Origin of the sequence: Prevotella multiformis (assembly GCF_018127985.1) — a bacterium.
GTDB classification, from domain to species: Bacteria; Bacteroidota; Bacteroidia; order Bacteroidales; family Bacteroidaceae; genus Prevotella; species Prevotella multiformis.
Window position 1 is genome coordinate 250,862 of the sequence record NZ_CP072357.1, and the last position, 18,011, is coordinate 268,872.

General features: G+C 44.5%; 12 protein-coding genes and 5 pseudogenes. 11 read left to right on the forward strand and 6 right to left on the reverse strand.

Going from position 1 to position 18,011, the window contains the following annotated elements; genetic code table 11:
• Positions 1 to 74: 74 nt before the first annotated feature.
• A pseudogene (locus J4864_RS00925) lies at positions 75 to 1,374 on the reverse strand (IS1380 family transposase); the annotation flags it as partial.
• Positions 1,375 to 1,590: 216 nt separating this feature from the next.
• Between J4864_RS00925 and J4864_RS00930 the strand changes: the two are divergent.
• The gene (locus J4864_RS00930; RefSeq protein WP_211814277.1) at positions 1,591 to 2,340 is read left to right on the forward strand and encodes a hypothetical protein; all 750 of its coding nucleotides are present in this window, start codon (positions 1,591 to 1,593) and stop codon (positions 2,338 to 2,340) included.
• 50 nt (positions 2,341 to 2,390) lie between these two features.
• Here the strand turns inward: J4864_RS00930 and J4864_RS00935 are convergent, their stop codons facing one another.
• Together J4864_RS00935 and J4864_RS00940 are read right to left on the reverse strand one after the other, a co-directional pair.
• Positions 2,391 to 4,385 (reverse strand): helix-hairpin-helix domain-containing protein, encoded by a 1,995-nt coding sequence (locus J4864_RS00935; protein WP_211814278.1) that lies wholly within the window; start codon positions 4,383 to 4,385, stop codon positions 2,391 to 2,393.
• A gap of 382 nt (positions 4,386 to 4,767) precedes the next feature.
• Positions 4,768 to 6,069, reverse strand: a pseudogene (locus J4864_RS00940) (IS1380 family transposase).
• Positions 6,070 to 6,251: 182 nt separating this feature from the next.
• Here J4864_RS00940 and J4864_RS00945 point away from each other — a divergent pair.
• From J4864_RS00945 to J4864_RS11945, 6 genes and pseudogenes are all read left to right on the forward strand, one after another.
• Positions 6,252 to 6,965: a DUF8188 family protein gene (locus J4864_RS00945; RefSeq protein WP_211814279.1), complete on the forward strand. Its 714-nt coding sequence runs from the start codon at positions 6,252 to 6,254 to the stop codon at positions 6,963 to 6,965.
• Positions 6,966 to 6,979: 14 nt separating this feature from the next.
• Complete coding sequence (locus tag J4864_RS00950) at positions 6,980 to 7,699, forward strand: DUF8188 family protein (RefSeq protein ID WP_211814280.1); 720 nt, start codon at positions 6,980 to 6,982, stop codon at positions 7,697 to 7,699.
• Positions 7,700 to 7,713: 14 nt separating this feature from the next.
• Positions 7,714 to 8,436 (forward strand): DUF8188 family protein, encoded by a 723-nt coding sequence (locus tag J4864_RS00955; RefSeq protein WP_211814281.1) that lies wholly within the window; start codon positions 7,714 to 7,716, stop codon positions 8,434 to 8,436.
• 133 nt (positions 8,437 to 8,569) lie between these two features.
• Positions 8,570 to 8,830 (forward strand): annotated as a pseudogene (locus tag J4864_RS00960) (contractile injection system protein, VgrG/Pvc8 family); the annotation flags it as partial.
• A 23-nt stretch (positions 8,831 to 8,853) separates the two neighbouring features.
• Entirely contained in the window at positions 8,854 to 10,086 is a 1,233-nt protein-coding gene (locus J4864_RS00965) for a hypothetical protein (RefSeq protein ID WP_211814282.1), read from the forward strand.
• A gap of 197 nt (positions 10,087 to 10,283) precedes the next feature.
• A pseudogene (locus tag J4864_RS11945) lies at positions 10,284 to 10,539 on the forward strand (hypothetical protein); the annotation flags it as partial.
• Between the two features lie 199 nt (positions 10,540 to 10,738).
• On the opposite strand, the pseudogene J4864_RS00975 reads toward J4864_RS11945, so the two are convergent.
• Positions 10,739 to 11,981: pseudogene (locus tag J4864_RS00975) on the reverse strand (IS1380 family transposase).
• 424 nt (positions 11,982 to 12,405) lie between these two features.
• Here J4864_RS00975 and J4864_RS00980 point away from each other — a divergent pair.
• Entirely contained in the window at positions 12,406 to 12,675 is a 270-nt protein-coding gene (locus tag J4864_RS00980; RefSeq protein ID WP_211814283.1) for a MerR family transcriptional regulator, read from the forward strand.
• A gap of 241 nt (positions 12,676 to 12,916) precedes the next feature.
• Positions 12,917 to 13,471 carry a glycoside hydrolase family 108 protein gene (locus J4864_RS00985; protein ID WP_007368274.1) on the forward strand — a complete coding sequence of 185 codons (555 nt, stop codon included), beginning with the start codon at positions 12,917 to 12,919 and terminating at the stop codon, positions 13,469 to 13,471.
• Positions 13,472 to 13,821: 350 nt separating this feature from the next.
• On the opposite strand, the gene J4864_RS11755 is transcribed toward J4864_RS00985, so the two are convergent.
• Both J4864_RS11755 and J4864_RS11760 read right to left on the reverse strand, forming a co-directional pair.
• Entirely contained in the window at positions 13,822 to 14,379 is a 558-nt protein-coding gene (locus J4864_RS11755) for a hypothetical protein (RefSeq protein WP_246479412.1), read from the reverse strand.
• Positions 14,316 to 15,008 (reverse strand): transposase, encoded by a 693-nt coding sequence (locus J4864_RS11760; RefSeq protein WP_246479413.1) that lies wholly within the window; start codon positions 15,006 to 15,008, stop codon positions 14,316 to 14,318. The genes J4864_RS11755 and J4864_RS11760 overlap by 64 nt, the downstream gene beginning before the upstream one ends.
• A 1,169-nt stretch (positions 15,009 to 16,177) precedes the next feature.
• Between J4864_RS11760 and J4864_RS00995 the strand changes: the two genes are divergently transcribed.
• Complete coding sequence (locus tag J4864_RS00995; protein WP_246479414.1) at positions 16,178 to 17,083, forward strand: Cbp1 family collagen-binding glycoprotein adhesin; 906 nt, start codon at positions 16,178 to 16,180, stop codon at positions 17,081 to 17,083.
• A 112-nt stretch (positions 17,084 to 17,195) separates the two neighbouring features.
• The gene (locus J4864_RS01000) at positions 17,196 to 18,011 is read left to right on the forward strand and encodes a Nif3-like dinuclear metal center hexameric protein (protein WP_211814284.1); all 816 of its coding nucleotides are present in this window, start codon (positions 17,196 to 17,198) and stop codon (positions 18,009 to 18,011) included.

Below are 18,011 nucleotides of genomic sequence, written 5' to 3' on the forward strand. Positions count from 1 at the left end.
AGGGTCTTGCCCAGACATGAAATCCCCCACCCAAACCAATGGGGAATATGAGAACCACAAAGAAATGCTGCCTGTTCAAGGAATACTTCAGAATAGTATGCTTTATTTGTATACAGGTTCAGAACGTTCTGTCTTCCCGTCCGTACCCATTTTGCCGGCACGCTGACAAAATGCAGGATAAAGGCTTTCAGCCTGCTTGTCCTTTTCAACGGCTTGACCTTCTCGCTGATATTACGGACGAGATAGAGATAGAAGTTCTTCAGCATGGCGGTAACCATCATGAAAACCATGTTCTCAGCCATAAAGGAAAAGGGCAGATGTGCCCGGCCGAAGTCATTGTTCTGTATGTCGAAGTTCTTTTCGCTCGCCCCGCGTTCATTGTAGAATGTAATGATGTCCTTCTCTGTGGATGTCTGGTTGTTGGTAAGGATACAGCGGTATGTGTATATCACTCCGAACATATCGGTCTGTACCCTGCCGTGCCTGTCTTTCAAGGGAGTACGCTGTACGACAAGCCTGTATGACTTTCCTTCGGTGAGGTTGTCCATGCTGACGGAGGTGACATCGCATCTCTCATAGCCAACCTCAACGCTCTTCCATCCTTCCAGCTGGCGGAAGTCCTCGTGTCGGCTGCCGCAGTTGGCAGCACGTATATAGAACGTGTTGCAGCGCGGCTCTACGGTTCGGATGATCTCCTTCGAGAACGCCCCGCAGTCAGCACGGAAACGCTCTATTACCACACCAAGTTCGGAGGTCACACGGTCCATAATGCGACGGAGCGTGTCCTCCTGATGGAATCTCACATTGGTGTTTCCGTCACGGTTCTCACCTCCGACTATGATCCCCCCAATGGAAGCCCAGCCAGGGAAATAGCCAAAATCCTGCTTGTAGGAATACTTTGCATCGAACTTGTGGGCAGGAACGAACTGGTGGTCAAAGTCCAGGTCAACATGGCTGCCCGCCTTTATAAGTCCCATTCTCCGTATCATCCGTAAAAGTAAGGTGTTCAGCTTCTCTGCAGTGTTGAAACTGTAAGACTTGCCGGAGGTTTCGCTCCTGTAGACAATATTCTTTTCGGCAAGCGCCTTCAGTCCGCGCCTCCACGGTGTCGGCACCGGGCAACAGCGTGTCAGGTCTCTGCCTGAACTGTCCTGTAAGCGCATTGATGTCCTCAAGACAATCCCCGCCACAAAGGTAGCTGAAGAAGAGAGATCCCAGGATGCTTCCATGGCTGAATGCCTTGCCGCTGCATCCGCGTCTGCCCAACACGGATCCGGTAAGTTTTTCAAAGCCCAGCTTTGAAAAAACGTCCATGATGTGATAAATTCCTCCGAAGGAAGTGATATTCTCGTTTTTAATTGCTACCTTTGTCATGTCAGTTTTTTGCTTGCTTGTTATGTTTGCAGCACCAAGATAGGTGAAAATTCTGACATATCCAAGTGTTTTGAGGACTTTGTTTCTCAGGCACTTGGAGTTCTCACAAGAAATTGTGCTGCGGAATTAAGGTATATCATTACTTTTAATTACTTTTGCAGGCAATGGAAATGACATAATCGATGGTAGATTATAAAACGAAAAAGGGTAAGGAATATGAAAAGAAAGGTGTGTTCCTTTTTATTACTTATGTTGGCTGCAGCTAATTGCATGGCTTGCAGCCTTCCGTCCGACACAGCTGCGACAAGTGAAAAGTCAGGAAACCCATTGATAGAATACGGGTATGATGCCGAGACTGATACTGTAATAGGATATTATGGGAAGCCGATTCAGCACTTGACAAGTTTTGTGAATAATACGATACAGCTTAGTTGTCCTACTCCAAACCGTTGGAAGGGATTTTATACATGGAAAGGATTTCGGATATCTGACTTTTATGTAAAGATGGGAGAAGCATCATTCAAAGGGATGAATGCCGCTGTTTTATCTCCGATAACCATGACGACTGCTGTTGACATTATTACGGATTCGATTTTTACCGACCGCCTTCTTGCGATAGAATACAAGGGAAGACGATGGGTTTACACCAATGTTATTCGCAACACGGAAGCTGAAACAATGCTGAGTTTTGAGAATATAACAGCAGGGGAGGAGGGGATAGAACTGAGTTTTGAAGCAGGACAAGGATACAAGTATGCCTATAACATCCTCATTAACATGTATGACGGGCAGCCATGCCTGTCCAATATTTATGTTGATGAACACAATTCGTCCGCAAAATATCAGGCAACGCATCAATTTGATTTTACTTCTTTTGGGGACGAAGGAGATTTCCCCCTTTATCGCTATCGACGCCATTTCCCGATGCTCCTACGTATGGGAAACTACGATGCCTTTGGCGAATAACAGCCCCTGCCATCTACTTTATGGATAGCAATTACATACGGGACAAGTACTTAAAATCGCCATCGAAGTTGAAAATCAAGTCCACTTAGTGTTGAAGAGTTGACCTGCTGAAGCCCGGAAGAGACGTGGTTACGGTCGAAGTAATGGGTGGTTGAACTGCGAAGGATGAGCATAAGATGGCTTGAAAAGTCAGCCCGTACAAAGAGACTATAACGCATTCCCCTGCCAAAGAAGGACGGAAAGCTGAAGGAGTAAAGCGGACCACGCTCATAGATGTAGATGCGGGAGGAGAAGTCGGCTGTGTGGAAGTAGCCTAATGTGCCGGTAAGACTGAGCCATGAGAGCGGCATCCATGTGCCTGACTCACTTAACATATAGCCGAAACTTCGATTGAGATAACTGCTTGCAGCTATATCCAACTGGCTTTTACAACTCCATGAATCGGCAGAATAAGTCAGTGAGAAACGTCCGCGCTGCGTCAGTTCGTTCACAAGGGCAGTCTTCTCGGTATTGTCTTTCTCACGTATCCGAAGCCGGTAACGTGCCAGAAGTGACCAGCGTTGGCGGATATAGGTAAGCATCAGCAGATTGTCCCACGCCTTGCTGGCAGTATGTGCGCCAAAACGAGGGTGTGAGAAGTAAACGAAATCAGTGTAAGCCATGAGCGACAAGCCACGTGTCACGTTCCAGTCGGTCCCTACAAGGATTCCGCTCTCGTTCTGAACCGCTCCGTTGTCACCGAATCCACGTGCAAGAAGTGCCGTGTACTGATAGCCATAATATCGTTGGATAGCAAGGAGTGACAGGTTAGGTGCAGCCTGAAAGGAGAGGTTATTCACTGTGGCAATACTCCCTTTGCCGTCCACTGCCGTCTCGCCAGCCAACGACCAGCGAGGATGCTGATAGCCATAGTCCACACTGACGTTCCAGAAGTTATTGCCCGACGGAGCGTGATGATGGTAATATAATGAGGTGTTGGGCGTCAGTTCCTTATCGAAACAGGTGTAAAGAGCCGACAATCCTACACGAAAAGCACCCGATGACCAGCTCAGATGTGTCCCGGCGACAAACTGCGAGGCAGCATCTTTTCGGTTCATCTCCCGTTCTGTACGGTGATAGCCGGTATTGAGTGTCGTCTTGATGGTGCCACTGTCAGAGAGTGTGGCATCAATGGTTCGGTAGGAAAGGAAAGCTGTGAGGTCAAGATGTTTTGCCATCTCCACGGTTGCAGCTGCTCCCTGCAGATAATTGGCTGCCGAGCGGGATGAATGTGTATGGATTCCTGTGGACTGTCTGCCGAGCGTTGAGAGCATGGCAGGTTTCCCAAAGGAGAAAGAGTTGTTGATGACAAGTCCCTGTCCGAAATTCACCTTGTATCGTCCTGCCGCCAAAGCCTTCATCCGTCCCATTTTCCTTAACAGCACGTAAAAGCTGTAATGGTCATAACCCAGACTGTTGCCATGTGCAAAGAATGGCTCACCTGCATCTTGTGCACCCACAACTCCTGCCTGGACATAATCGCCATAACGGAAAGTGTAACGGAAAGAATGGGCATACGGATAGCCGATATAGCCGTTGCGGTCGCCTTCCCGCTTATAGAAAGGAATGTGAGAAGTAAACATCAACGTGTGTTTTCCACCCTTCAATATAGATTTAAGAGAGGGGAACTGTTTGCGTTCTTCTGCTGGAGAAACATAGACAAAATAAGGAAGAAGCTGGCGGCGTACCACATCAAGGGATTCAATCATGGCAAGCTCGCCCAATGACTGCATGCCATGATACTGGTAAACGTAGGCTTGCAGTTCCTCAATCTGTTCAGCCGTCAGGAATGGGATGCGTTCCAGTTCTTCCCGTGTTGCCGTATTGATGTTCAGTGGATGTTCTGCAAGCCCAGCCAGCAGTTCAAAAGTTTCCTCCTTCACTGTTGTATTTTCTTCGGTATTGGCATAGAGTTCATCAAGCAACTCTTCCCATTTACAGGGTTGTTGTGCGATGGCATTAAGACTGACAAGTCCAAGGAGCCAGGTCAGTAGTAGCTTCTTCATTCGGTATAACTTTCAAAGTATTAAGGCAACAAATATAGCCTTTGTTTCTGATAAAAGCAAGCAAAACAGCAATAAAAGTAAAAAAACCGTGCTGAGAACTGGATTTTAACCTTAATTCCGCAGCACAATTTCTTGTGAGAAATCCAAGTGCCTGAGAAACAAAGTCCTCAAAACACTTGGATATGTCAGAATTTTCACCTATCTTAGTGCTATCCCTCAATTCCGCAGCGTTTTTCCTTGTGAGGCGATTTTATGTGTTGAGATGTCTTTTTGGTGCTCTATATGTTGACATGAGGTTTTTCGGGGCTTCCTGGGTCTTGTCTAGGCATGAAATCCCCCACCCAAACCAATGGCGAATATGAGAACCACAAAGAAATGCTGTTTATTCAAGGAAGACCTCAGAGTAGTAGGTTTTATTTGTATATAGGTTCAGAACGTTCTGCCTTCCAGTGCGCACCCATTTTGCTGGCACGCTGACAAAATGCAGGATAAAGGCTTTCAGCCTGCTTGTCTTTTTCAATGGCTTGACCTTCTCGCTGATATGACGGATGAGATAGAGATAGAAGTTCTTCAGCATGGCGGTAACCATCATGAAAACCATGTTCTCAGCCATGAAGGAAAAGGGCAGATGTGCCCAGCCGAAGTCATTGTTCTGTATGTCGAAGTTCTTTTCGCTCGCTCCGCGTTCATTGTAGAATGTGATGATGTCCTTCTCTGTGGATGTCCGGTTGTTGGTAAGGATACAGCGGTATGTGTATATCACTCCGAACATGTCGGTCTGTTCCCTGCCGTGCCTGTCTTTCAGGGGAGTACGCTGTACGACAAGCCTGTATGACTTTCCTTCGATGAGGTCGTCCATGCTGACGGAGGTGACATCGCATCTCTCATAACCAACCTCAACGCTCTTCCATTCTTCCAGCTGGCGGAACTCCTCGTGTCGGCTGCCACAGTTGGCAGCACGCATATAGAACGTGTTGCAGCGCGGCTCTACGGTTCGGATGATTTCCTTCGAGAACGACCCGCAGTCGGCACGGAAACGCTCTATCACAACACCAAGTTCTGAGGTTACACGGTCCATAATTCGGCGGAGCGTGTCCTCCTGATGGAATCTCACATTTGTGTTTCCGTCACGGTTCTCACCTCCGACTATGATGCCCCCGATGGAAGCCCAGCCCGGGAAATAGCCAAAATCCTGCTTGTAGGAATACTTTGCATCGAACTTGTGGGCAGGAACAAACTGGTGGTCAAAGTCCAGGTCAACATGGCTGCCCGCCTTTATAAGCCCCATTCTCCGTATCATCCGTAAAAGTAAGGTATTCAGCTTCTCTGCAGTGTTGAAACTGTAAGACCTGCCGGAGGTTTCGCTCTTATAGACAATATTCTCTTCGGCAAGCTCCTTCAGTCCGCGCCCCACAGTGTCGGCACCGGGTAACAGCGTGCCGGGTCTCTGCCTGAACTGCCCAATTAGCGCATTGATATCCTCAAGACAGTCCCCACCTCAAAGGTAGCTGAAGAAGAGGGAGCCCAGGATGCTTCCATGGCTGAATGCCTTGCCGCTGCATCCGCGTCTGCCCAACACGGATTCGGTAAGTTTTTCAAAGCCCAACTTTGAAAAAACGTCCATGATATGATAAATTCCTCCGAAGGAAGTGATATTCTCGTTTTTAATTGCTACCTTTGTCATGTCAGTTTTTTGCTTGCTTGTTATGTTTGCAGCACCAAGATAGGTGAAAATTCTGACATATCCAAGTGTTTTGAGGACTTTGTTTCTCAGGCACTTGGAGTTCTCACAAGAAGTTGTACTGCGGAATTAAGGTATAGAAAGAATACATCTTTTAGATAAAGAAAAATCAAAAATAGTATCAGATGGGAAGTAGCAAAGGAAATTGGGGAAGATACGGATTACAAGCATTTGGAATTTCAGTGCTTGGTCCCCTCTTATTTTATCTTATTAATCCTATCATTGAACATTTTAAGGGAAATCGTGATGCTGTAGCATATACAAAGACATACGTAAGTCAGTGGGATAGTATAAAACTCATACTACCTAATGACTTATTAGAACGATCGATAAAGGAAGGTTCAAGTCATATTAAGATGTTGTCATCCTACAGAGACAAAAATCGGATAGTTGCTGCAAATGAAATATATTATATCCCTCAATATAAGAAATATTTTGAGTTAATTTGGATAGAAGGAATTGATGAAATTGTTGGACTTTACAATCGTCATCATGATGCAGCTGGTGTTCAAAATAGCTTAATGCGTCCAAACATGGTGCTATCAGTCTATGTAAATCGTAAACAATGGAAGGATAAATCATACGGAACGATAGAAAAGCCAATGCCAGTCTTTCTACATAGAATTATCTCTGGTGATGATATCGAAGAGCGCAATAAGAACGCATTAAGAAAAGATAGACGTTTTCCTGGAGAAATTATGATAGATTTCTATCTCCCTCCCAAGGCTGTTCAACGTATGCGCAACACACCAGACTCTGTTAACTATAAGTTTGCAGAGTATTACTTGCGTTATCTCCTACCTGAAGACGAGTTTGAAAGATTGTTTGAAGAAGAATAATCTAAAAGTTCATTATGATAGGAAGTAATAAAGGTAATTGGGGAAGATACGGATTACAAGCATTTGGAATTTCAGTGCTTGGTCCCCTCTTGTTTTATCTTATTAATCCTATCATTGAACATTTTAAGGGGAATCGTGATGCTGTAGCATATACAAAGACATACGTAAGTCAGTGGGATAGTATAAAAATAGTGCTACCCCCTAACCTATTTGATTTCTCATCTGGTGAATTTACGCATCGAACAGAAGTCTTGACTGGTGATGGTAAGCAAAAACAAAGGATACTTGCAAGCTTTGAAAAGTGTTATATTTCACAATATAAGAAATATTTTGAATTGATATGGATTAAAGGTATAGATGAAATTGTTGGGCTTTATAATCGTCATTATGATGCAGCTGGTGTTCAAAATGACTTAATACGTCCAAACATGGTGTTATCAGTCTATGTCAATCGTAAACAATGGAAGGATAAATCATACGGAACGATAGAAAAGCCAATGCCAGTCTTTCTACATAGAATTATCTCTGGTGATGATATCGAAGAGCGCAATAAGAACGCATTAAGGAAAGATAGACGTTGTCCTGGAGAAATTATGATAGATTTCTATCTTCCTCCTAAGGCTGTTCAACGTATGCGTAATACACCAGACTCTGTTAACTATAAGTTTGCAGAATATTACTTGCGTTATCTCTTATCCGAAGACGAGTTTGAAAGATTGTTTGAAGAAGAATAATGTAAAAGTTCATTATGATGGGAAGTAGCAAAGGAAATTGGGGAAGATACGGATTACAAGCATTTGGAATTTCAGTGCTTGGACCACTTTTGTTTTATCTTATTAATCCTATCATTGAACATTTTAAGGGGAATCGTGATGCTGTAGCATATACAAAGACATACGTAAGTCAGTGGGATAGTATTAGACTCGTTTTACCAGAAAACCTATTTGATCAAACCTTGCAAGGAGAAGGGACAAGTTATGTCCAAGTAATAAAATATGATAAAAAACAAAGTCAGAGAATATATGCCAGCAATAAAAGATATTATATTCCTCAGTATAAAAAGAATTTTGAATTGATATGGATTAAAGGAATTGATGAAATTGTTGGACTTTACAATCGTCATCATGATGCAGCTGGTGTTCAAAATAGCTTAATGCGTCCAAACATGGTGCTATCAGTCTATGTAAATCGTAAACAATGGAAGGATAAATCATACGGAACAAAAGAAAAACCTATGCCAGTTTTTCTACATAGGATTATCTCAGGTGATGATATAGAAGAGCGGAATAAGAATGCGTTAAGGCAAGATAGTCTTTTCCCAGGAGAAATTATGGTATATTTTTATCTCCCACCCAAGGCTGTCCAACGTATGCGCAACACACCAGACTCTGTTAACTATAAGTTTGCAGAGTATTACTTGCGTTATCTCCTACCCGAAGACGAGTTTGAAAGATTGTTTGAAGAAGAATAATCTAAAAGTTCATTATGATGGGAAGTAGCAAAGGAAATTGGGGAAGATATAGTCTACAAGCATTTGGAATTTCAGTGCTTGGTTCCCTCTTTTTGGGTGTATTATCGTTTCTGGCTACTCTGCTACTTACAGAATGGAAACGGCACACAGCTGCTTCTCATGGAATGACACAACCATTGGGGATGTGGTTAAGAAACTATGCGCAGAAGCTAAGGTGCAGTTGGAGTTAAATCCTGCATTCAAGGAAACCAAAGACTTTATCTGCCAATATGAAGAGTCGGACTTCGACTTTATCCGTCGTCTTGCTCATCAGTATCAAGAGTGGATGTATTTCGATGGAACAAAACTCATCTTTGGTAAACCACGGAAATTGGCTAAATCTTCAAAACAAGAAAAGACTTATTTAGCATATAATATATGAGACAGAATTATTTATTTATTTTATCATTATTGTTTACAATTAGCTGTAAAGGGGTAAGCCAGAAACACCCAAGAGAAAGCCAAAAGATTGAGAATGTAAAAGGTCAAGTTCAATTAACACATAAACTATCGCCAATGGAAGAGCAATTGATAAGAGATTATTACGAAATAGACGACCCAGAAGGCATAATAGTACAGCCCAATGATATGCAGGAGAAATGTACTGACCTGGCTGTACGTCTAATTTGTCAGGAACTTATAAGAAGTGGGTTCAAGCCCCTTCCCTCCCAAGAAGCCTATAAAAGGGTATATCAGATATTCGGAGTTGATCTGAACCAACATTCCAAAGAACTAATACAGGATGGTTTTTGGAAATATGCAGATAAAGGAAATTCAAAAGAACGAAGTATTCAAAAGAATATCATGGCTTTAAAAGCGGTTCCTGATGGTCAAACTTTTGGCATATTTTGGGATTTACAAACGTTCGTACCTCAATATAATTGTGTTATTCTTTCACCTTCACTTAATCAAGTTGTTACCATAAAAGGAACTGTCAAAGGTGCAGATGGAGAGGAATACATGGATACCGAGAAAGGCAAGATCGTCTATTCCTTAGATAAGAGTATCTTTTACAGAAATCAATTCATCTTCCACGACAGCAAGGCAGCACTCACTTGGCTTATGAATAATGACAGGGATTTCCTTCGTGAGTTATTCCTGAAATACGGCTATGACAAGTCTGATATTATCAACAAGATGATGATAGATGAAGTGAAAGGGGAGGAAGAACTCCCTATAGGAAAAGAGTACAAGGAACTCTTTGTTTCAAAAGCTGCTGATGGGCGACTTCTCATTCATCAAGGACTGCTGCAGTATATGTTGAAACATGCTGACAGAAAGAATCTGTATTACTGTATGTTGGATGAATATTTATCATATTTGTTGGATTTAGAAAATGAACCAGAGTTCGACGACCTGACAAAGGATGAAAGATACAAGGCTGGTGCATACATCGGGTATTATTATGGTCTTATGTATGAGAAGTGTATAGGAACACCTTGTGATAATGAAGGTTTTGGATATGCCCTGTACTATCAGAAAGACTTTATTTCATACATCAAGAAGAATAATTACTTCCACCTAAAGGACTTCGATAAGATAATACAAAGGCAATATGACCGGTATCAGGAAGGAGTTGAAATCGAAAGTCATCGTATGTCTGGTGAGTAGTATAACATTGTGCTATTCCTTGACATTATGAGGTATATATCATAATTCTATTCAAAACATCAAAAATAGATATGAAACGATTCTTGTTTATAAGCTCTTTATTAATAGGGCTTCTTACTTTTGCACAGTGTAAATCAAATTCTTCTAAGGATAATACCCTTGCTGTAAAGAAACTAATGAACAACGAAAATATAAAAATGAATGAGATAGATTCCTTAAAATATTGGGGAGTTGATAAAGATAAGCTGTTGAAGCATTTAAAACTTCAAGAACTTGCGTGGTATGGTGGCGATTTTCGAGATGATCAATCAAAACCAAGATACATGCCAACACAGGAGGATTTTCTCTTGACAATACCTTTGGTGGAGCATTATTTATATACTCATGGCTTTAAGAAACCTTCAAAAGAACTATTTGAAAAAAGAATCAAACAAGTTTTTGGAAAAGACCTTGGAGCAAATACGAAGTCAACATTCATAAACCTCCTCAATTCCGCAGCGTTTTTCCTTGTGAGGCGGTTTTATATGTTGAGATGTCTTTTTGAGGTTCTATATGTTGATATGAGGATTTTCGGGGCTTCCTGGGTCTTACCTGGGCATGAAATCCCCCACCCAAACCAATGGGGAATATGATAACCACAAAGAAATGCTGCTTATTCAAGGAATACTTCAGAATAGTATGCTTTATTTGTATACAGGTTCAGAACGTTCCGCCTTCCTGTTCTCACCCATTTTGCCGGCACGCTGACAAAATGCAGGATAAAGGCTTTCAGCCTGCTTGTCTTTTTCAACGGTCTGACCTTTTCGCTGATATGGCGGACGAGGTAGAGATAGAAGTTCTTCGGCATGGCGGTTACCATCATGAAAACCATGTTCTCAGCCATGAAGGAAAAGGGCAGATGTGCCCAGCCGAAGTCATTGTTCTGTATGTCGAAGTTCTTTTCGCTCGCCCCGCGTTCATTGTAGAATGTGATGATGTCCTTCCCGGTAGATGTCCGGTTGTTGGTAAGGATACAGCGGTATGTGTATATCACTCCGAACATATCGGTCTGTTCCCTGCCGTGCTTGTCTTTCAAGGGAGTACGCTGTACGACAAGCCTGTATGACTTTCCTTCGACGAGGTTGTCCATGCTGACGGAAGTGACATCGCATCTCTCATAACCAACCTCAACGCTCTTCCATTCTTCCAGCTGGCGGAACTCCCCGTACCGGCTGCCGCAGTTGGCAGCACGTATATAGAACGTGTTGCAGCGCTGCTCTACGGTCTGGATGATTCCCTCCGAGAACGACCCGCAGTCGGCACGGAAACGCTCTATCGCAACACCAAGCTCGGAGGTCACACGGTCCATGATGCGGCGAAGCGTGTCCTGCTGATGGAATTTCACATTGGTGTTTCCGTCACGGTTCTCACCTCCGACTATGATGCCCCCGATGGAAGCCCAGCCCGGGAAATAACCATGGTCCTGCCTGTAGGAATACTTTGCATCGAACTTGCGGGCAGGAACAAACTGGTGGTCAAAGTCCAGGCCAACATGGCTGCCCGCCTTTATAAGTCCCATTCTCCGTATCATCCGTAAAAGTAAGGTGTTCAGCTTCTCTGCAGTGTTGAAACTGTAAGACTTGCCGGAGGTTTCGCTCCTGTAGACAATATTCTTTTCGGCAAGCGCCTTCAGTCCGCGCCTCCACGGTGTCGGCACCGGGCAACAGCGTGTCAGGTCTCTGCCTGAACTGTCCTGTAAGCGCATTGATGTCCTCAAGACAATCCCCGCCACAAAGGTAGCTGAAGAAGAGAGATCCCAGGATGCTTCCATGGCTGAATGCCTTGCCGCTGCATCCGCGTCTGCCCAACACGGATCCGGTAAGTTTTTCAAAGCCCAGCTTTGAAAAAACGTCCATGATGTGATAAATTCCTCCGAAGGAAGTGATATTCTCGTTTTTAATTGCTACCTTGTCATGTCAGTTTTTTGCTTGCTTGTTATGTTTGCAGCACCAAGATAGGTGAAAATTCTGACATATCCAAGTGTTTTGAGGACTTTGTTTATCAGGCACTTGGATTACTTGCAAGATTTTATGCTACGGATTTAAGGCATTACATAAAAAATACCGCCATAAGGGGTTATGTTCTCGTTTTTTATTGCTATCTTTGCCATGCTAAGTAGGATTGTACTTTGATCTTTTAACACCATAAAGTTAGTGAAAATCCTACAAATAGCAAAACTCTGAGAAACGATTGTTCCTCAGAGACTTATAAAAAATATTAATACCAAATTACGTATTTAGTTGCGGAATTAAGGGTTAACTATAAAATAAAAAATGACAAATGGATAAAGGAATACGAAACAAGCTTTTAGGTGTTTGGGGCACGGTTATAATTGCTTTCGTTGGAACGTGGGTACAGTTAAACTCTCGTCTTTCCATTCTGGAGGTGCAAGTGGATAACTACCACCTGCTCCATAATGAGAACAACAGAAAAGCACAAGAAGGTATGGAAGAGATTAAGGATAAGCTCGATGAGATAAACGTTAAGGTTACGCACCTTAACGATGTCAAAATGGGCCGTCCGGATATACAGAAAGGAGGTGTTTTTTGAAATGTTTTAAGACTGTTTCAGGGGGTGGAGGGCTACAACTCCCCACTTCTTTAAGCGAATAATTTATATAGGTTCCATAGTTAGTGGCGTCGCCCTTGCTATACATGTGACTCTGGTTGCTGGTGGTGCTGTCGGATCCCACTGTTGGCAGGATATATACCCATATTTAATTGGAGTTTCAGCAGTTATGGCTGCGGTGGCGAAACTGACTATGGAAGATAATGAACAAAAATAATAGAGTATGGCAAATTTAGATGTTTTAGCACCTTTCATATTTAGCTTTGAAGGTGTTTACGGTAATGACCCCATAGACCGAGGAGGGGCAACGAAGTATGGTGTAACGATAGCCACTTGGAAGAGGCTGGGCTATGATAAAGACCGAGACGGAGATATAGATGTCGAGGACTTGAAACTCATAACCCTTGATGATGCCAAGATGATTATGCGCAAAAACTTCTGGAACAAGTGGCAGGCAGATGCTATTAAAGATCAGTCTATCGCTAATTGCTTGGTCGACTGGGTATGGGCTTCGGGTGCGTATGGAATTAGGATACCACAAGTAAAGCTGGGTGTACTTGCTGATGGTGTGGTAGGCCCGAAGACTATTGCAGCCTTGAACAAGCAAGACCCAAAAGAGTTCTTTACGTGGCTGAAAGAGAGGAGAAAGCTCTATATACTGAGATTTGTGCAAAACCAACCAGCACAAAAGAAATTCCTAAAGGGATGGCTCCGGCGGTTGGATGGCATAAAGTATGGTTCACTTGTTTACAACAATGGAAAGGAGGTACGTTTCTGATGAGAAAGCTATTAGGAGTATCCCCGGCAATGCTGGATGTTTGTCTGTTGGCTGACTGTTGGACAACGAAACTTGCATAGACACAAATCGTACATGACAGCTTTTTCAGATGCGATACAGTATAGTCCGTTAGGCTAGGAAAGGATAGCGTCTCAGAACGAGAGAAAACGACTATACAGGCGAAGCATGACACGGTCAATGGTACTGATACAGTATTTGTAATTCGTGAAGGATTACAGACCGTTGGAAGGTGCGGATAGACACTGTGCAAAGGTCGTCTACATAAAGACAGCACGAGATAGTACATATATATATCAAGCAGCCTGTACAGAACAATAGTCCGTTAAATGTTATGCTGCGTCATCCTCGAAACTAAAGATCTCATTAATACTTTCTTTATTAAAAGGCGTGTTCGGGTTCTTCTCGAACACGTCAATAATTCGTTGCGCATAGTAGGCATTGACCATCTGCGCTTTAAGTCGACCGACGGACGTGCCAAGTTCCCTGCACATGATCTTGGCCACATTGAGTGCCGTGAATGAAGAGTAGAAGGCAAAGTCAAGTTTTCTCTTGTCGCGTGCCTGACAATCTGTAAGGCCGAGGAACTGCTTTGCGTCGCGAAAGCAAAACTCCTCTTGGAAACGTGTGGTGTAGTACTCCACCACATTGGGTCCGTCCATGCTCTCGTCCGTACAGAAATACAAGCGCCGACTGCCATTGGGCAACTCGTGGATGACAAGCGAAACGACCCTGCGCAGGGACTTGCACCATGCCCTGAGCGCATAAGCCTTGCCGGAGGTCTCCTCCAGCTCAAGCATTTCGACTTTGGACATATCGATGTTCCTCACGTCAATCTTGTCACCTTTGACACGGGGACGACCGGGCTTTCCCGTGGGTTCCCGTCCCATGTGTAGAACAAGGCTGCGTCATGACGCAGGCGGCTCACAACATGGAATCCCATCTTCATAACCTTGTCGATGAAGGGTCTTTTGGAGAAGGCTGAGTCGGCGACAAGCACCTTGCAGATACGCTGTAAGGTTACCTTGTCGTCCTGCAACACCTTGGCATACCAGTCGTACAGGCTCATCTCTTTTTTCTCCTCGCTTTCTTCCAATGTGGTCTGCACCGCCTTCAGCATCATGCACTCATGCAGATCCACGTCTATCACACCGATGCCGAGGATCTCAAGACCGTGCTTTACCGCACCTGCACAGCCCGACCAAAACGTACCCACGTATGGGGTATGCTTCCCAGCCTTCCTGATGAAGCTCGGGTCTATGACGATGGCATTGCGACCCTTGCCTTGTTTGAAGGCGAAAGCACACAGCCACATGTTCATCTCAAGCCAGTCCACGCTGCGCTCTGCCGTCTGCCGATAGCACTGCTCGCCACGATTGCCATAGCGTCCCATCTGCGTGAAATTGCATCTCCTTGGGATGACCATCAAAGGAAAAAGCATTTCCATGACGTTTGTCTGGATACTTTTGCTTAACTTTGCTCCATCTTCGGCACCGAATGCTGCTTTGCAGAGCTTCATATATCGGCTAATCAAGTTGGTTATCAGCATAAACTTTATGTTTCTTTTTCAACCCATAAAATTACTGAAAATCAATTAGATAGCCGATTTTATCATGTTATATATTGTTATTTGATCTACTCTTTTTCAGAGACTTATCATGTTTTCTTTCTGCCACAATTTCTGTTGCCTTAGGGACGAAAGCTTCGCAAACCGTGAAAATTTAACGGACTATTGTACTTTATCACTCTATATTTCGGAAGAACCGATAAAATGCAGAAAAGGCAAATAGATACGAGGTCTGTCCATCAGTATGTCTTTCCGTCTTCTACGGACAACTTATTCTCATATCATCGGTGTTTGTAAACAGTTTTCATGCAACCAAAGCCGAGACATGCTCTTCTGGCTCCTGAAAGATGCCTGATTGACCTGCAACAGGTGCTCTCTTAGCGTGTTACCAACGCCCTTTTGAAGTCCAATCAAGCCCCTTTTGCGAGCGGATTAATAACCAACTGATTAACTGCCGGTTACGGACTCGACTTTTGTATGTGTTTTTTATATTTGCAGATGATTTATTAGAAATTATGTAATGACTTTTCAAAATCTTGTCTGTGTTTTCAACGTATTAAAATGAAAAGGTCTTTGTATCGGAGAAGGACAACAGGATAGACAGCTGCCAGTCTTGACTATGTTTTTGTTGAATGAATCACCTCGGTTTCTCTGTTAAAGCTATGCGGAAAGCATCCACGCATTTAACGGACAAACCATAGACTTGGGAACAAAAGGTATAGTCCCTACGATGGGAATTTTTATAGTGCATTCGCTTTTTTCTTTCAGCCGTACCGTCTCCTTGTTCTCTCAACAAGAAGAAACGGAATCTTCTCGTCTAAGCGGGAAAATCTTTCAAAAATGTTTTTGAAGATCTGACGGAATCCGTTTCCGGTAGTAAAGCGTGCTGTTTGTCTATTCATCGTGTGTTTTTCTGTCTGTCTGATTTTCTGTTTTACCCCATTTGCGGTCTGTTTCCCTTTTGTGCAAATAGTTTGAACATCCAGTGTGCGGGTGGTGATTCCGCTATTTTGCGGCCGAGTGACGTGTATTTATCCTTTTATTAGGATTTTTAAGACGTATCAGTCGGAATCTTCGGATAAATGACGTATCTTTGCAGGAATATTCGATATTTGTTAAAGATGAACCGCAATAATTTCACATCTCTAATTTTACTTGCAGGTATTGTCACGGTCACGTCTTGTGTGGAGGAGAAGCGTCCTACTCCCGTCCGGCAGCGCATCAATGTCACTCCTCCATCGAGAGAGTCGGAGGCGATAAGCCAGCTTACGGCATCCATTGACGACATATCAGCCAATCTTGACCTTATCTATTCGCAGGAAGCATTGCTCTGCAAGACCGTCGAGCACACGAATAAACGTACGAAGATAATCCAGCAGATCAATACCCTTGGGGCATTGCTGGGCGAAAAACAGCGGCAGATCGCCCGGATACAAAAAGAGAGGTCAAAGAAGCCGGAGGGCACGGCCGGAGAACGTGCTGCAATGGAGAAACTGTACAAGGTGCTGGACTTCCTTTCGGCGCAGCTGCAGGAAAAAGGCGAGCGCGTGGCCTCTCTCCAGGTGATGGCGAAGCGGAAAGACATAAGCGTAGAGCAGCTAAGATATGCTGTCATGAACCGGGACATCAATATGGATGTGCTGTATGACAGGCTGAGGCTGTCGGAGCTGGAACGGGAGAACATCAGGCTCAAGGCAAGACAGATTCTGGAGAGGCAGGAAGAGCCTTCGCCGGAGGTGTATTACATCATTGCACGGAAACAGACGTTGAAGGAGAAAGGCCTGTTGAAGACCAGTCTGTTCTCGAAGAAGATCGACGGCAATCATATCATCGAAGAGAATTTCACGAAAGCTGACCGTAAGGAGCTGAAGACGCTGACAATCAACTCGCGTACCCCGAAGGTGCTGTCGGCGAACCCGGAGACAAGCTATACACTTACGGAGAACGAGGATGGGACAACGACACTGACGATTACCGATGCGGATAGGTTCTGGAACGTGTCACGCTACCTGATTATCCAGGAGTGACGGATTCCCTCGGGGCTTCTTGCCTTCCTAGCCTTGATGGGAGGCGGAAGAAAAACCGCCTGCAAAGATTTGCGGAACCGGATATTTTTCTTATCTTTGCAGTCTGAAACTTATGCGTAGCGTGAAAATAAAGGAAGTGATTGATGCCCTTGAACGATTCGCGCCTTTGCCCTTGCAGGAGAGCTATGACAATGCCGGCCTGCAGGTCGGATTGACAGAGGCGGAAGTATCAGGGGCTTTATTGTGTCTTGACGTGACGGAAAAGGTCGTGGACGAAGCCATCGGACGAGGGTGCAACCTGATTGTGGCGCATCATCCGCTCATCTTTCACAAGCTGGCACAGATTACGGATGCGGACTATGTGCAGCGTACGGTATTCAAGGCTGTCAAGAACGATGTCGTCATCGTTGCCATGCACACGAACCTGGATTCGGCCGTGGGAGGCGTGAACTACAAGATCGCAGAGAAGTTAGGGCTTGGGAACATCCGTCTTCTGGGACGTGCCAGGCAGGCGGCGGATCCGCAGACCGGAGAGCTGGTGACCGGTGGAGACGGTGTCATCGGCGAGTTCGAGACACCGCTGGCTGCCGATGACCTGATTCTGCTGCTGAAGGAGCGGTTTGACGTGGAGTGCGTTCAGGCAAACGAACTGCTCCGGCGTGAGATACGGTCGGTTGCCCTTTGTGGAGGGTCAGGTTCATTCCTCCTGCACGATGCCGTGGCCGCCGGTGCCGATGCTTTCGTTACGGGGGAAATGGGCTATCATGAGTTCTTCGGACATGAGCAGGAGATCCAGCTTTGTGCCATCGGGCACTATCAGAGCGAGCAGTACACGGCTGAGGTGCTGCGTGATGTCATCCGCCGGGACTGTCCGGGTGTGGAATGCTGCCTGTCGGAGATAAATACGAATCCGATCGTTTACTTTTAG

What these genes read in the sequence shown, in the direction of transcription:
- J4864_RS00950 (WP_211814280.1), top strand. Translation starts at nt 6,980, where the DNA reads ATGATAGGAAGTAATAAAGGTAATTGGGGAAGATACGGATTACAAGCA.
- J4864_RS00995 (WP_246479414.1), top strand. Translation starts at nt 16,178, where the DNA reads ATGAACCGCAATAATTTCACATCTCTAATTTTACTTGCAGGTATTGTC.
- J4864_RS00945 (WP_211814279.1), top strand. Translation starts at nt 6,252, where the DNA reads ATGGGAAGTAGCAAAGGAAATTGGGGAAGATACGGATTACAAGCATTT.
- J4864_RS00930 (WP_211814277.1), top strand. Translation starts at nt 1,591, where the DNA reads ATGAAAAGAAAGGTGTGTTCCTTTTTATTACTTATGTTGGCTGCAGCT.
- J4864_RS00935 (WP_211814278.1), bottom strand. Translation starts at nt 4,385, where the DNA reads ATGAAGAAGCTACTACTGACCTGGCTCCTTGGACTTGTCAGTCTTAAT.
- J4864_RS11760 (WP_246479413.1), bottom strand. Translation starts at nt 15,008, where the DNA reads ATGAAGCTCTGCAAAGCAGCATTCGGTGCCGAAGATGGAGCAAAGTTA.
- J4864_RS00980 (WP_211814283.1), top strand. Translation starts at nt 12,406, where the DNA reads ATGGATAAAGGAATACGAAACAAGCTTTTAGGTGTTTGGGGCACGGTT.
- J4864_RS00985 (WP_007368274.1), top strand. Translation starts at nt 12,917, where the DNA reads ATGGCAAATTTAGATGTTTTAGCACCTTTCATATTTAGCTTTGAAGGT.
- J4864_RS00955 (WP_211814281.1), top strand. Translation starts at nt 7,714, where the DNA reads ATGATGGGAAGTAGCAAAGGAAATTGGGGAAGATACGGATTACAAGCA.
- J4864_RS11755 (WP_246479412.1), bottom strand. Translation starts at nt 14,379, where the DNA reads ATGGGACGGGAACCCACGGGAAAGCCCGGTCGTCCCCGTGTCAAAGGT.
- J4864_RS00965 (WP_211814282.1), top strand. Translation starts at nt 8,854, where the DNA reads ATGAGACAGAATTATTTATTTATTTTATCATTATTGTTTACAATTAGC.
- J4864_RS01000 (WP_211814284.1), top strand. Translation starts at nt 17,196, where the DNA reads ATGCGTAGCGTGAAAATAAAGGAAGTGATTGATGCCCTTGAACGATTC.